The organism is uncultured Desulfobulbus sp., from assembly GCF_963662935.2.
GTDB lineage: Bacteria > Desulfobacterota > Desulfobulbia > Desulfobulbales > Desulfobulbaceae > Desulfobulbus.
Genome location: NZ_CAXXTL010000002.1, coordinates 149,694 through 165,053, shown reverse-complemented (window position 1 = coordinate 165,053; position 15,360 = coordinate 149,694). Strand labels below are relative to the sequence as shown.

The window sequence follows — 15,360 nt, the reverse complement described above, 5'->3', positions numbered from 1 at the left end:
CAACTAAGGAGTCACCCAATGATCAATACCCAAAACTTTATCATCACAATCGCCTGTGCATGTGCGTGCATGACCGCCGTGGGTTCCGCGGCGACGGTCAACGCAGACCAGGCAGAGAAGCGCGCCTCTGAGCTTCTGAAACAGATGACCCTCGAAGAGAAGATCGACTACATCGGCGGACTCGGTATCAGCATCCGGGCGATTCCGCGGCTTGGCATCCCGGAAATCGTGATGTCTGACGGTCCAATGGGCTGCCGGTGTTACGGTAAAGCGGCGGCGTTTCCAGCTGGGATCGCTCTCGCGGCAACCTGGAACCGCACCATGGCAGATGAGATCGGGATCGCGTTAGGTAGAGAATGCAGGGCACGGGGTGTGCATATCATCCTGGCGCCGGCGGTCAACATCTACCGGTCACCCCTCTGCGGCAGGAACTTCGAATACATGGGCGAGGATCCCTACCTGGCATCGCACATGGTGGTACCGCTCATTGACGGCGTCCAATCGCAGGAAGTCCTTACAACAATCAAGCATTTTGCCTGCAACAACCAGGAATGGGACCGTAACGGCATCAGCTCAGAAGTCGACGAACGCACCCTGAATGAGATATACTTCACGGCTTTCCGTGCTGCCGTCCAGAAGGGGAAGAGCAGATGTCTGATGATCTCCTATAACCTGGTCAACGGCGTCCACAGCTCTGAGAACGACTACTTGATGAACCAAACCCTGAAACGCGACTGGGGTTTCGGCGGCATCATTATGTCAGACTGGTGGTCGACATACAACGGTGTGAACGCTGCAAACGCCGGCCTTGACCTCGAGATGCCGAACGGAGACTACATGAATCAAAAGAACCTCCTACCGGCAATTAAAGACGGTCTGGTGAAGGAGTCGACCATTGATGAAAAGGTGACGCGTATACTCCGCACCATCATTAAAGCCGGGTTCCTGGACAGACCGCAGACCCTCTCGAACATCCCGCTTGACGACCCGAAAAGTGACGATGCGGCATTGAAAGGCGCCCGCGAATCGATAGTCCTGCTGAAGAACGATCATAAGGTTCTCCCTCTGAACAGGAGAAAAATCAAATCAATAGCCGTGCTTGGCCCGAACGCTTATCCCGCCGTATATTGCGGGGGAGGAAGCGCATACACCACAACCTTCAAGTCAGTCAGCATCCTTGAGGGGATCAAGAGCGTCGCAGGTAAGGGAGTAGATGTCTATACTCCTCTCCAGGATCTGGGTTTCGTGAAGTGCAAGATGGAAGTCTTCAACAACAAAGAGTTGAGCGGCGAACCCGTGAAGGTCTCGGATGTAGAACACATCAACAACATCTGGACCACAGTGGCGCCTGAAGGACTTGCAAGCCCCGCCAACTTCTCGGTGCGGTGGACCGGTAAGATTCATCCTGATAAAGCTGGCAAATATCGATTAAATACCCGTTATGATGACGGAATCCGCGTGTGGCTGGACGGAAAACTCATCCTTGACGACTGGACTGATCATCTGGTTCGCTCAACCGATGAAGCGATGGAACTTGAAGCTCGTGATTACGATGTGAAAGTGGAATATTATCAGGGTGGTGGAGAAGCGATCATCGCATTCCAGTGGAAGCCATATGTAACTCCTGAAGAGGAGATGCGCGATCTCAAGAAATACGATGCCGTGGTATACTGCGCCGGATTCAACAACACCACCGAGGGAGAGGGCTTCGACCGCCCATTTGAGCTTCCAAAAGCGCAGGTGGAATACATCAGCGCCTTGTCGAAAGTCCATCCAAAGGTGATTGTTACACTCAACACCGGCGGAGGCGTGGCATGGGCCGGTTGGCTCGATAGGGTACCGGCGGTTATGCAGACCTGGTACTCCGGTCAGGAGATCGGACGCGCTGCCGCAGAGATCATCTTCGGTGATGTGAATCCATCAGGTAAACTCCCGGCAACCTTCGAGAAGCGCGCCGAAGATAATCCATCATTCCCATACTATAGCATCAAGACTAACAAGAAGACACCTTACACAGAAGGGATTTTCGGCGGATACAGAGGGTATGATAAAAACAAGGTCGAACCGCAATTCTGCTTCGGATACGGATTGTCATACACAACCTTCGAGTTCAGCAATCTGAAGATCAAAAAGACTGGAACTGGAGATGCAAGAAACATCATCGTTACATGCGATGTTATGAATACCGGCGAACGGGCTGGCATGGAAGTCGCTCAGTTGTACCTTGGCGATGTCAAATGCAGCGTCCCAAGACCGGTTCGCGAGTTGAAAGGTTTCGACAAGGTCAGCCTGAATCCCGGCGAAACGAAGCCCGTCTCATTCACACTCACCAAAGAAGACCTTTCTTTCTTCGATGTGAAAACCCACAAGTGGGTCGCAGAACCGGGCAGGTTCAAGGTCTGGGTGGGCTCCTCATCGAGGGACATCCCGCTTCACGGGGGATTTGAGTGGTAGGTGTTTGACAAAGTCCGCATGCTAATTCATAATGAGATTAGGATATCAAGCATGATAGAGGTGGAATGATGGCACAAATAGAGCTTCCCAAGGAGCAGATAGCTGCTTTTTGCCGGGATAAACATATCATACGTCTGGCGATTTTCGGATCGGCTTTGCGACCGGATTTCGGCCCAAACAGCGACATTGATCTGCTGGTTGAGTTTGATCCAGAACAGATACCCGGACTCTTTGGAATCGCACGCATGGAACGCGATCTGTCTGCGATACTGGGAGGTCGAAAAGTGGATCTTCGTACGCCTGAGGATCTAAGCAAATATTTCCGCCAAAAAGTAATGGATGAGGCTGAGGTTCAATATGTTCAATGATGATGTCGTTCGATTAAGACATATGCTTGATGCAGCACGTGAGGCTGTGGGATTTGCTCAATCTGAGTCTCGAAAGGCTTTGAATAGCAATCGTATGCTCGTATTATCGTTAGTTAAAGATATCGAAATCATCGGTGAAGCTGCCAATCAAGTCTCTGAGTCAATGCGGCACGAACTAGATAATATCCCTTGGGACGATATAATCGGCATGCGTCATCGGTTAGTTCATGCATATTTCGATATCAATCTTGATATACTCTGGCGTACTGTCCAAAATGACCTTCCAGCACTAATAGTCATTCTGGAGTCGGTAATACCCGAAGAAGCATCTTGATGAAAATCTTTGTTATTAGCCATCTCATCACCTTATCTATCCTCGCATGCGTATGTGTGCCCGCCGCATGGTCCGCGGATGATGCCGACATGACGAACTGGGCATCACCCGCGAACGGCGCGCGGATATCTGCCGGTGCGAAGACCCAGTTCCTGCCGCCGAACGACCTCGCGCAATTCGCCACCGGAAACGGGCTGATATTCCGCCATGGACCACGCAGCCTGGAAAAGACCCTCATCGTAGAACTGCCGAAACCGGTGATGGTGAGGTCGGTGGTGGTTTCGACAGTGTATGAGGACACGGTGCGGGTGTCATCCGGATTCACGGTCGAGTTGTCGATGACCGGTGCCGATGGCTCCTGGAAACCGGCTGCCTCGGTCGATGACATCCATGCAGACAGGACGCTCGCTGCTGTGGGAAACCCATCTGAGGCACGGTTCGTCCGACTCTCCTTTCGGGACAGCGGTGGTGGATCGCGTATATCCGACATCGGGGTATACAGCGCTACACCGGATGTTGTAAGGTCTAGTCTTCAGGGATTCGTCTACACGCCGGGGCAGGGATGGTTGTCGATTGACGAGATCACCGCACTCCGCGGGAAGTATGGTTCGCCGAAGGACTCCTACCTCACCATGATATGCGGCGGTGTCGAGTATTCCGCGCCGCCTCCTCAGGGTGAAGGCAGCATACTCAGCCGATATACGAAGGAGCGAGGCACAGTCTGGCGCGAACTACAGGCTTATTCAAAATCGCTGCCGTATTACTCCGCCATGGGTACCAGGTCGATGGAGATATACGTCCGCTGGAATCTTATTGAAGATAAGCCGGAGCAGTTCGACTTTTCGTTATTTGATGAATTTGAAAAGATGTTCAGGAAAAACAACCTCAAGTGGTCGCCGCTTCTACTCGCGGGACCGGCATACACCCTCCCGGACTGGTTCCGCAAAACAGACTATACTCCCTATCGATGCCTTGAACATGACAAAGACAATATTGTGGTGTCGCTCTGGGATCCGAAGATGAAGCCATATATCGACAGGTTTTTCAAGGCGTTCATCAAGCATTACGGCGGATCGGATGGCATCATACAGAACCTGATGCTTGGCGTCACGGGCATCTTCGGCGAGAACCTGTATCCGCATGAATCCGACAAGGACTGGACGACCAACGCTACCGGAGACTACCACTCTCACTCGGGTTGGTGGGCAGGCGACAAATACGCCCGGCAGAGCTTCCGAGACTACATGAAGCGCCGATACACAAGCATCGAAGTCCTGAATAACGCATGGGGCGAGAGTTACCCGTCGTTCGCCGAACTGGAACCCAAGACCCCTGAAAAGTGCCGAACACCTCGTGCTAAGTATGACTTCATGGATTGGTACATCGGCTCAATGACGGATTACACCGAGTTCTGGTTGAAAACCGCGCGGAAATACATGCCAAAAGGAGACATCCAGCTCTGTGTGGGAGGCGAGGGCAGACAAAGGGTCGGGACCGACTTCTCGCGGTCGGCGAAACTGGCAGCGAAGTATCACGCCGGAATCCGCATCACCAACGAGAGTCCTGACTACTCGCTGAACATCGCCATGACCCGATGGATCAGCACAGCAGCGCGCACCTACGGAGCATGGCTCGGTATGGAGCCGGCATCACTCCAGATACAGTATGACAGCATCGCGCAGAGGGTATTCAACGTCCGCACATCAGGTGCCAGAGAACTGTTCTGCTACCAGACCGGATTGAGTAACAGAAAGGCTTACACAAAACTTTTGGAAAATATGCGCTACCTGCAACCAGACACACCGACAATCTCAGTTGCCTACTGGATGCCGCGGACACATATGATGGTCGCCGGTGATGTGGATTACGTCTGGGATATGCGCGGTCTGCGTGATGCGGTCGACTTCGACGCGGTAGACGATGTTCTGATACAGGACGGCGCCCTCGACCGGTACAAGGTACTTGTGATGGGCGCGGGTTCCATCGAAGACGAACGTATCCTCAGCCATATCGAAAAGTGGGTGGAGGCAGGCGGTGTGCTGATCCGCATCAGACCGGAACCGCTGACTACGATCGACGGCTCGAAGGAGTGGCAGTCAAGGCTGTTTGGTATGGCATCGACGCCTTCATCGGCCTCATGGACACAGGCGAAACGTGTCGGTAAGGGATACACCCTTCTGATACCGGATGCATATCGCACACGCAAGGAGATCGCCGGGGTGATGGACAGGCTGCTCTCCGACATCGGGAGCTTGGGTGATGGATTCACCTCCCCGCCGCGGGTATCAGGTTCCTCTGAGCTTTACGGGTGCCTGATGCAGAAGAGCTTCATGCTCCTGAACGCGAACCCGTTCCCTGTGACGGCGATGTATGATGTACCCCTTACGGACGGGAAACGCCTGAAGGGATCTGTGGTGATGCCGGAATACTCGATTCACGAGGTTGGGTTTCCGCGGTGATGTTGGAATTGTTGTTTGAAAGGAGAAAGGGAAACCCTTTCTCCTTTTTTAATTGTGGTGCAGGCTTCCAACCTGCATTCATCTAGGCAAACAAGTTAGAAAATATTTATCAAATGTGGGAAACATTATAATGCTTGCATAAGTCGAATATATTATAATTACAGATTTTATCATACAATAAAACATCAAGGGAGCCAACAATGAAGAAGTTGTTGATCATCGCCGTTTCCCTCATCATACTGCTTTCGATTGGTTATCATTGGTATCAAACCTCCTATACTGAAATAATAGTCACCCGTGATTATCCAAAATCAATGCAGTCTTCGGATCAGATCAACAGCATAATGAAAGTCGGATGGCATAAAAATATCATCCTGGGGAAGAATTCAAAAGGTAAGATCCTCACCAGAATCAAGCTACCGGGAAGTATTGATAAAATATATTACAGTGACAATCTACAGCGTCTACTTATCACGACTTACTCTTCCTGGGTTGGATCAGTACCTTCCAGCCTTTATGTATATGATCCCTCTGCTCACGGTCTCAAAAAAACACTCAGTGACATCAGAGAGGTAGATAATATAATCTCATATTCACAATATGTTGCGTATGGGCAGAGCGGAAAAAGATCACAAAGTTATGATGAATATACTAATGTAGTTTTTTATAACAGGAAAACCATTAAAAAGAAATATTCCTTGACCGGTATTGTATTCGGTTTCAGCGAATCCAACGATTACAGTAAATTCGCTTTCCTTAGAAGGACCAAAGATGAATATGGCGATATGGATTTGTATAACCTGAATGCTGTAGACATCGAAACGAAGCAACTCTGGAAAATCGCATCGAACCGGCGGAACATCAAAAACAAGTGGGTTGGACTCAACCTGATCGCTTATGTGATTCCGGATAAATATGAGCATCTCTCAATCCATTTGTTCAACATTAAGACTTCCAAAGATACATTACTGGTTACAAACCTCGATATAGCCGCCATCCAACTCGATAAATATGATGAAACGACCTCAACGCTCTATTACACAATTTACATGAATCACAACTTGCAAGGATACGGCTTTGGCTCCAAAAATCAATGGTGTGTTTCTGAGGGACAGAAACCTCAGAAGGTGGAATATGCCAGAATAAGTACAATGCCACCGATAATAACACCGGACTTTCTCCTTAAGAGAAGAGGCGCAAAATGAACAGCCAATCACCAAACACCATCACTGGAAGCAATAGATGGAAACGAGTGCAGATCGGTCTATCTGCACTTGTGTTACTCACAATATTCATACAAGCCGGAGTACCGCTCCTGAACCGCGAAAAAAGAGCGGAGAAACTCTACATTGATTCGTGGTTTGAGGGAAGCAGTTTTATATTGCGGATGGTACCTTTTGTAAGTAATGGTGCCGTGTACCAGGAAGAGCAGAGGAAACTAGCAATCACGAAACTTGAAAAGGCACTGGAGCTGTCGCCGGGGAACTCCCTCTACGAGCAGGCACTCATCTGGCAATACCCTTCGTCAGAATTACCGATCTTGCTTAAGAAGAGCAAACTCGGTGAAAGAGCGATAAAACTGACGAGTTATCGATATTACAGATATCGATCCCAAGCTTTGAGAGAGCAAGCTGATAATGTTATAACAGCCCAAGCAAACAGAACAGGACAGATAGATATCAATCCAATAAATGGAAGGCGGTTATACTCTAAAATATTTTGGCAGGATTGTTTCCGCTATCTGGATGAGCTTGCCGCCTCAGATCCTGGAAATGGCAGGATATATTATCAACGCGCTGGATTTTACAGTGAAATGGCGCAATACGATAAGATGCTATCGATGATTCGTAAGGGCAACTCTATGGATGTTTTCGATTATACATCCCCTGAATTGCCGCAAAGCTTTGAAGGAACTATGGTAGAATACGAAATAAACGGTAATAATTTTGGTTATTCTGGAACAACTGATGGGTTAGTTAATTACGGAAATCAACTTTTACGCAAAGGCAAAGTAGATGAAGCAATTGGAGTATACGAAACCTGTTGTCAGTATGGAATCAGATATGCTCTTCAGAAGCCATTGACCGATTACCATATTTCTACAGGCGCCATGATTTATTCCAAGGGATGGAATGAACTAGAACCGATATATAAGGATTTTGGTTTCTCCGGCAAACTGGCAGCCTATAAAAATACGAACAACGCATTCTCTCATGCTGTAAAAGATCTTAATCCCGATTTCAAGAAATTATTCGTACAAACATCTGGATATGATATATTTTATGGCTATTCATGGCTTTTCATATTGATTACCGGCAGTATCTTCTTGTTCGCAGTATCATGGCTTATTCTAGCAGTCATTCGCAAGCGCAGGAGGCTGGAAATTTTGCAGTTCTCGCCATGGGATGAGGGGTGGCTCACCAGGATTTTCGTTATCATCTACATGTTAATCGCCTTAACCATATTAGGAGTGACGAAACTGGCTCCCTATCTGAGCATAACAATCGTACCTTTCATATTCTGTACGGGTATCGATGATAACACTCTGCTTTTTTACAACCTGGGAGGATTAGGTGCAGTTCTCATCCAGATTATCACAGCATATGTTGTAATCCGCCAGCTTCGATGTCGATATTCGCAGCATATCGGCGTAAAGACCGGGATGCTCAGGTTCCTCTTCAATATGCCGGTCGATGTGCAGGAGTGGGGTTTCCGGTCATTCGCGCGGATGTATGCGGCTCAGATGATATTCTTGCTCTTCATTCTGATGGTCCATGGCATCTTCTCCAAGGCAACTCTTGGTTATTATCCATGGCAGCCGGAACGCATCAATGGTGTAAACACCGCATTAATGAAGGCAACCGCCGAGAATACCCGGCAGATGATCGAAAAAGCATCATCTGAGATATTTACACAAAAAACAAGGAAAACTCAACCCTGATATAAAACATCTAACCAGAGCAGTTAAGACAATCAGATGGATAGCAACTATTTCGATGAGCTGCTTGCGAGAATTCGAGATATCCGATCACAAAAATGGGTATATTAAATAGCACCTTCATGCAACCGATGAAATGGAGGATACACCACCATGTTCCTCACCAATAGAAAACATCGTAAATGGACGATTTCCATTGGGATCATCCTCCTCATATGCGGGGGATACCATGTCTGGCGGATGACCGGGCGGGAAGGGTACACAGGAGATCCCCAGCTCAACATCGAGCTTACATACGAGTATGGCAAAGACTTCGGCAATGGAAACATCGTCGCCATACAGCCGTGGATACTTGGTGCTGACTATTCGAGCGCGCAAGCATTTCGCAGCAAACTCGATGGGTACTTCCGCGAGGCTGACAGGAAGGGCTGGCTCAGGAAGAACACCATTGTGGTGTTGCCAGAGTATCTCGGCGCGTGGCTGCTCTGTGCCGGAGAGAAGCGTTCAGTCTGGGAAGCGCCGACCATTATGGATGCCATGAAGATGAAGGTACTATCAAACATCCCCTCAATCATCGCTGGTGCGGTGTTGGCTCCATGCGCAGACAGGACCAAATACGCCATATTCCGGAGCAGCGGGAAGAAGTCGGCTTCGATCTACGATAAGACACTGTCATACCTGGCACGCAAGTACCATATAACCATCGCAGGCGGTTCGGTGATCCTGCCATCGCCGTATGTGGAAGATGGTCATCTACGCACAACCGGCAAAGGTCCCTTATACAACGTCTCACCTGTGTATCGTCCTGATGGGAACGCGTATCCGGAACTCGTCATTAAGGTGTTCGTAACGGCCGATGAGAAGGACTTCGTCAGTCCCGGTAAGATAGACGACCTGCCAGTCTTCGATACACCATCCGGTAAGCTGGGTGTCCTGATATGCGCCGACTCCTGGTTCCCGCAGGCTTTCAGAGTTCTGAGTCAGAAGCAGGCTAAGCTGGTCGTGGTGTCGTCATTCATCGGCGGAGATAGCTCACTCAGAGAGATCTGGAAGGGATACAGCAATGCCAAGACTCCATCTGATGTGAATCCCACCGACCCAGAGAAGATCACCTCATTTGAGGCTTGGAAGAGATACACACTCCCAGGACGCATCTCAGGCACGGGTATACAATTTGGGGTGTTATCATGCCTTCGTGGACAACTGTGGGACCTGGGTTCGGATTCGTTTGTTTGTGCCGTCCGTGATGGTAAACCGTCGGTGTCTGACTCGCCGGATGGAGCGGTTCTGACGAATGTGTGGATTGGCAGGTCGCAAGGAAAGTAATGTAGATGTGTAACTCCAATGTTCTTCGATTTAATTACCCAATCCTGCGTTTATATTCTGAAGGCCACATCCCCACACACTGATGGAAACGATGAGCAAAGTGGAACGGATCGCAGAAACCAAGTCGATCTGCAGTCTCTTGAACAGAATACTGTTCAAGCAATCTGCAAGCCAATTCGAATTGCTGACGTGTATGAGTTCGGCGCGGAGATTCTCCGACAAGACGGGTGTAACGTTTGCGAAATGCATCGTAGTCGGTGTTTAAGCTGTTTGAGATTTCTGATCCTGAAAATGGTCTATCCGCCTGGGTGCGGATTGATTCTGACGCGCGTTCGATCCAATCCATCCGTTCCTGATTCTGTATCATCCCCTCGCGCCTGCCAAAGATATCCGAGAGTAAAAGCTGCAGCAACATCATACGATTTAGTTCTTCTTGAAGGTTTGCGCCTGGCTTAATCATCTGTCCGAAACGTGTTGTCCACCATTCAACAGGTTCCAGATGGTTTATGGCCCGCTCAGGGATCAACAATCCGGCATCTCGCCACACTTGAAAAAGAGGTCCTATAAAACCGATAAAAGTCTCTCCCCACTCACAGCCTGGTTGCGGACCGAATATATGCCCGACATCAGGAAATAGCGTTATCAGGTCTCCAGGCGAAAGAGCCTCGCGTCTCCCAAGATCATCTTCGTAATACCCTGAACCGGATACCGTGTAGACCAAGGCGAAATATGGAAACTTTCTTCTTCGTGGTACTCCATTGCTGTTTGGAGAATATCCGGCAAGGGGGATCGCTCCAATCCCATTGATACCGGATGCGAGTCTTGACCCAGGCGCTATGTCAACAGGTATATTATTGTCCAAAATACGCATGTTAATTGCCTCGCTACACATTCAGTTAAAAGAATCAACGTGATATTATAACCCAGGATATGAAATACCACAAACAGATATATGAGTAATACATTCCATTAAACACATTGTTGATAACGCAAAGGAGAGAAATAATGAACAAACCATTGCATGTAGCAGTAGTAGGACTGGGTTTTGGAGCTGAGTTTGTGCCGATATACATACATCATCCGAATGTGCGTAAGGTCACCATATGCGATCTGCATCCCGAGCGGATCGAGAACGCCGTCAATCATTTTGGAGAAGTGCCTTCTACAACGCGGTTCGATGATATCCTTAATGATCCTGATATCGATGCGATTCATCTCATCACAAGCATACCGGAACATGCCAAACAAACAATTGCAGCTTTGAATGCAGGCAAGCACTGCGCTTGCACGGTACCGATGGCAACCAGTTTGGATGACCTTCATCAGATTGTAGAAGCGCAGAATCGAAACTCAAAAATCTACATGATGATGGAGACAACAGTCTATGATCGGACATTCTTGTATGTCAAAGAGTTGATGAAACAAGGAGTCTTCAGCAAGATACAGATGCTCAGAGGCGCTCATTACCAGGATATGGAAAACTGGCCGCCGTATTGGTTCGGATTGCCGCCGATGTGGTATGCGACCCACGCAGTGGCTCCCTTGATGGCGCTTGCGGGAACAAGAGCTGAGAAAGTGCAGTGCTTCGGCTCAGGGGTGATGCGCCAAGAACTCCACGAGCAATATGGAAATCCTTATCCGATAGAAACAGCATTGGTGAAGTTCAAAAATCGACCATTTGTAGCTGAGGTTACACGCGCTCTTTTCAACTGTGCAAGAGCCTATACTGAGTGTTTCAACGTCTACGGAGAGGACGTCTGTTTCGAATGGCAGCAGCTTGATTCTGAGAATCCGGTACTGTTTCATCTATCACCATTAGGTCAAGGCACAAGTCCGCGCCAGACCACACAGGAACGCATCACACCACCGGATAGAGCCGATCTGCTGCCTCCTGAGATTGGACGATTCACCAGGCACGGTGTCTATGATGAGAAAAATCCCCATGCATCATTCATGCACGGTGGGGGACACGGAGGATCACATCCTCACATGGTACATGAGTTCGTCCGGGCGTGCATCGAAGACCGTCCGTCATCGATCGATGCTGTTACCGCGGCAAACTGGACAGCAGTCGGCATCTGCGCACATGAATCGGCGATGAACGACGGCAAAGAAATAAAGCTTCCGGTGTTTGGTTAAGATGATAGTGAGATTGGAATAAAATTCGATTGAAATGGGGAGGGTGTAGTTCTGCTGACCATGTTCGACAAAAACTTCACCCTCCATTTATGTTTATTTCGTGAGCTGTATATTATTGATATATCGTTTGCTTCGACAACTATGGAAGTTTTAGACGTATCAGTCTAGTTATTTACTTTAACTCTTGCACCAACAACTGATCTGTTGCCGGCGATATCCCATGCATATACATTCACTGAATACACACCATTCGGCCACAAAGCGTTGCCGGTTGAATCTCTACCGGTTGTGTCCCAACATTCGGATGCATCCCGCGATGTGATCAAGCCGTCCCCGTCTGTTTTGGTTACCCGCAGCATCTGATATCGAGGAAATCCATCAGGGTTGAAAAAAACTTTTTTCTCTTCATAGGTTAGATAAAGCGGTTTAGTCAGCATCTCATTTCCGACATCTCCACGATGGTCGAGTACAAGTCTCTGTTTGGTATGTGTCCCATCGCTGATCGAGTACATCACCACCGGCGTCCCGATATTACCCATATGTTCAGGATATCCGCTATCTGCTATTGCTGCCAGAATATCAATCTTGCCGTTCACTGATGCTACGCCCGAATCATCAGCATCAAACTGACGCGTAGAGCCTTCAGAAACAAAAATCAGTGGTTTGAAAGTCGGAGGCACAGTGTCTTTCCAGTCAAAAAAGTATAGCGGATCTAGCAGGTTGTGCAATGTTACCTTTCCTGATGAATCTTTAGTAAAACTTGCATACTGAAGATGCAAATGAGCAACTCCAGGTTCTTTGCCTAAGGAGAAGTCAACAAGCGAACCCAGGTTCTGACCCCGGCGGATATAATCACCCACTTTGAATGTATATGTGCGGGGATCAATATGAGTGTAGCACCACCCCTTCTTGCCGCCCTTTACAGGAGTTACGATAAAAAAATAATGTGTGTTCCATTCTGGATAATTAGTATAGATTGCTGCCACATATCCGGCTCCGACAGCTTTGACAGGTGTTCCAGCCGGATGTATGAAATCCAAACCACAATGGATATATGTATCAGTTGCCTGCTGATAGTTATTGAAGATATTTTGTGCTTTCTGATCTCCTGCAAATGGCCATGGCAGCGGTTTGGAGACCGGCGGTTTAGGTCCTGCTGGAGGTACAGGCGCACCGGATGGAGCCAATTCTTTGACGTCTTCCATTGCAGGGGTAGGAGTCGGATTGCCGACTGGGACAGTTTCGCCCAAACGGCGATGCAGCACTTCACGTACGCTTGAATCGGTGGCAGCCGCCTTTCGTAAAGCGTCGATTGCTGCCATACTTTTGGTATCTTTGTATATCGTGGCCAAAGCTTCGGCAGCAAAAGGACTCAAACCTGATTCGCTATCTTGTATCATGCGAACTAACTCAGGCACGGCTTCAACATCACCTGTATCGCCAAGGACATATATACACTGCCATCGATATTGAAAATCTTTAGATTTGTCATTGATGATTACTGTTGCTTTGTAGATGATCTCCCGGCGCAGTTTGGCATCGCCATCTTTTGCTTTTTGACCAAGCGCTTGAAGTGAAGCGAACTGGTGATGTCCGGTTTCAGGAGGCATCATGTGTTCAAAGAAGAATTGAGATGATTTACTGTGAATTTCTTCAGGGGTATACGATTCGCCCTGACCAAACAGTGATGCTGAAGAGAGCATCAGTAAAATAGCAAATACCATAAAACAACAAGCACGATACATACAGCCTCCTCTGCTCCATCGATGAATAAATCAAGGTATGGAGGATTAGAATCATATATTTGTTTTATTGCTGTTGTACAATTATATGTTGAGGTTTGATATTCCTTTGTTGATGTAAAATATTTTCCGCATTTATTCTGTTATCATGATACAGCTTGTTATAAGGAATTTTTTGGATCAATAAGGCGTGTAGAGGTTCAAGTTATTCTGGGGTCGCAATGAGTGAAAAATGTGCGAACAAGGCAGCGCAATAAGAGCAACAGGCTGCCTTGTTCAACTAATGCAATTCAGCTTCGGTCGACCCACTTAATGGGGAGCCGCGTCTTTTTCTTTGAACTCTTGATAATGTGAGCGATCAACTCGTCAACCACATATCCATCCCAGGCAGACGGTGATGGCTTCTCTCCAGCCTCAAACCTACGGACCATCTCTGCCATCTCGAAATCAAACGGGTTATATGCGGGGAATCTGTATTCGGTAGATGTGCCTGTGAATGCATCCTGATGCACAAGAAGCATTCCGTTGTTCTGCGGCGTGTCCCATTTCACGGTGTAAATATCTAGGCGACCTTTTGTTGTGTTGATCTCCAGACGTTCATCCCAACCGTTCCGCTCGTATCCGGCGCGTGTAAGAGGATGCCAGCATACCTCAAAGTTGACGATACCGCCATTCTCCAGATTCATTAATGCATTAGCTCGAATATCGAAATCCAGACCTTCACGCACAAACATATCTCCACTGAGTTCAACCGGTCGCCCGGCAAGCCAGTGTATCAAGTCGAGAATATGGCTCCCTCCGCAGACTAATACTCCTCCACCATAATTACGAACCACCTGTGACGGGCGCTGTAAAAGCCATTCGTTTATCTCGCAATTCCAATAATCGCCTGGCTGCCATGAACGTGCATGAATACTGATGATGTCGCCCATATCAGCAAGCATCTCTTTTGCCTGCTGCATACCAGGGAAAAACCGCTTCATATAGGCAGTCGCGCAGAAGACTCCTGCTTCATCTGCTGCTCTTGCGATTTCGGCTGAGTCAGTCGGATTTTCTGTCAGAGTTTTCTCACATACAACACCTTTTCCGGCTTTTATCGCATCGAGGCACAACTGCTTGTGTGCAGATGAGATCGTTGTTATGCTCACCAGGTCAACATCAGGATCAGCCAGCAGGACTTTGTAATCAGAACTTGCTTTGGCGCCGTATTTTGATGCCATATGCTCTGCGGCTTCCAGTCTTAGGTCAGAAAAATGAGTCAGTTTCGCGCCTGCTCTTTCATAACCTTCATAATGAAAATGCGATATATTACCGCATCCGATAATTCCTACTTTTACCATTCTTGTCCTCCAATGCATCATGAAAATCAAGGTGATATGCCATACTTTAAAGCACCCCACCTGCCTCCCCTTAAAAAAGGGGAGGTTCTTAGCTAGTCTTCTTTTGATAGCTGTTTAGTGAAAACAAATCTGAGTTACCTTGGAAATATTCATGCTCAGGGTGATATACCATACTTAAATGCACCCCACTTGCCTTCCCTTAAAAAAGGGGAGGTTCTTAGCTTGTCTTCTTTTGATAGCTGTTCAGTGAAAACAAATCT

The 15,360-nt window shown here is 48.1% G+C and carries 11 protein-coding genes; 8 read left to right on the top strand and 3 right to left on the bottom strand.

Annotation, left to right across the window (positions count from 1 at the left end; all coding sequences use genetic code 11):
- The first annotated feature begins 18 nt into the window (after positions 1 to 18).
- The 7 genes from ACHZCX_RS05265 (at position 19) to ACHZCX_RS05235 (ending at position 9,879) form a co-directional block, all read left to right on the top strand.
- Positions 19 to 2,454, top strand: coding sequence for a glycoside hydrolase family 3 C-terminal domain-containing protein (locus tag ACHZCX_RS05265; RefSeq protein ID WP_319586187.1), 2,436 nt, complete (start codon positions 19 to 21; stop codon positions 2,452 to 2,454).
- Between the two features lie 68 nt (positions 2,455 to 2,522).
- Positions 2,523 to 2,822 carry a nucleotidyltransferase family protein gene (locus tag ACHZCX_RS05260; protein ID WP_394708812.1) on the top strand — a complete coding sequence of 100 codons (300 nt, stop codon included), beginning with the start codon at positions 2,523 to 2,525 and terminating at the stop codon, positions 2,820 to 2,822.
- Entirely contained in the window at positions 2,812 to 3,156 is a 345-nt protein-coding gene (locus ACHZCX_RS05255) for a HepT-like ribonuclease domain-containing protein (RefSeq protein ID WP_319586185.1), read from the top strand. Before ACHZCX_RS05260 ends, ACHZCX_RS05255 begins: the two co-directional genes overlap by 11 nt.
- 89 nt (positions 3,157 to 3,245) lie before the next feature.
- Positions 3,246 to 5,615 carry a family 14 glycosylhydrolase gene (locus tag ACHZCX_RS05250; protein ID WP_394708766.1) on the top strand — a complete coding sequence of 790 codons (2,370 nt, stop codon included), beginning with the start codon at positions 3,246 to 3,248 and terminating at the stop codon, positions 5,613 to 5,615.
- A gap of 200 nt (positions 5,616 to 5,815) precedes the next feature.
- Positions 5,816 to 6,820, top strand: coding sequence for a hypothetical protein (locus ACHZCX_RS05245; RefSeq protein ID WP_319586183.1), 1,005 nt, complete (start codon positions 5,816 to 5,818; stop codon positions 6,818 to 6,820).
- On the top strand, positions 6,817 to 8,556 hold the full coding sequence (locus ACHZCX_RS05240; RefSeq protein ID WP_319586182.1) for a hypothetical protein: 1,740 nt from the start codon (positions 6,817 to 6,819) through the stop codon (positions 8,554 to 8,556). Before ACHZCX_RS05245 ends, ACHZCX_RS05240 begins: the two co-directional genes overlap by 4 nt.
- A 150-nt stretch (positions 8,557 to 8,706) precedes the next feature.
- Positions 8,707 to 9,879 (top strand): nitrilase-related carbon-nitrogen hydrolase, encoded by a 1,173-nt coding sequence (locus ACHZCX_RS05235; RefSeq protein WP_319586181.1) that lies wholly within the window; start codon positions 8,707 to 8,709, stop codon positions 9,877 to 9,879.
- Positions 9,880 to 9,913: 34 nt separating this feature from the next.
- Here ACHZCX_RS05235 and ACHZCX_RS05230 read toward each other — a convergent pair whose 3' ends face one another.
- Entirely contained in the window at positions 9,914 to 10,750 is an 837-nt protein-coding gene (locus ACHZCX_RS05230) for an AraC family transcriptional regulator (RefSeq protein WP_319586180.1), read from the bottom strand.
- Positions 10,751 to 10,884: 134 nt separating this feature from the next.
- On the opposite strand from ACHZCX_RS05230, the gene ACHZCX_RS05225 reads away from it, so the two are divergent.
- Positions 10,885 to 12,018: a Gfo/Idh/MocA family oxidoreductase gene (locus tag ACHZCX_RS05225; protein ID WP_319586179.1), complete on the top strand. Its 1,134-nt coding sequence runs from the start codon at positions 10,885 to 10,887 to the stop codon at positions 12,016 to 12,018.
- A 164-nt stretch (positions 12,019 to 12,182) separates the two neighbouring features.
- Here ACHZCX_RS05225 and ACHZCX_RS05220 read toward each other — a convergent pair whose 3' ends face one another.
- Together ACHZCX_RS05220 and ACHZCX_RS05215 are read right to left on the bottom strand one after the other, a co-directional pair.
- On the bottom strand, positions 12,183 to 13,763 hold the full coding sequence (locus ACHZCX_RS05220; protein ID WP_319586178.1) for a HEAT repeat domain-containing protein: 1,581 nt from the start codon (positions 13,761 to 13,763) through the stop codon (positions 12,183 to 12,185).
- A 287-nt stretch (positions 13,764 to 14,050) separates the two neighbouring features.
- Positions 14,051 to 15,100, bottom strand: coding sequence for a Gfo/Idh/MocA family oxidoreductase (locus ACHZCX_RS05215; RefSeq protein WP_319586177.1), 1,050 nt, complete (start codon positions 15,098 to 15,100; stop codon positions 14,051 to 14,053).
- Positions 15,101 to 15,360: the final 260 nt, after the last annotated feature.